Genomic DNA, 251 nt, shown 5'->3' on the forward strand with positions numbered 1-251 from the left:
GCCGCCACTTGCTCCTCGGTATAAGGCTGGGCCGGGTGTTTGCCCCAGACCGGTGCGGGCCAGGCAGCGTCATCCCGTTTGCGCACGATCACATGCACATGCAGCTGGCTGACAACGTTACCCAAAGCGCCAATGTTCATCTTGTCGGCCACGAAGCCTTCATTAAGCAGTTGCGCCAAGGCCGTCGTTTCTTTCCACAGTGTTTGTTGATCTGCGACATCCAGTTGAAACACTTCACTGATACCCTCGAT

The 251-nt window shown here is 56.2% G+C and carries 1 protein-coding gene; it reads right to left on the reverse strand.

The window, feature by feature from the left end:
• The coding region (locus tag KZZ07_RS27220) for an HIT domain-containing protein (RefSeq protein ID WP_219520140.1) at positions 1-251 on the reverse strand (251 nt) is incomplete at both ends.

Origin of the sequence: Mameliella sp. CS4 (assembly GCF_019392335.1) — a bacterium.
Classification (GTDB): domain Bacteria; phylum Pseudomonadota; class Alphaproteobacteria; order Rhodobacterales; family Rhodobacteraceae; genus Antarctobacter.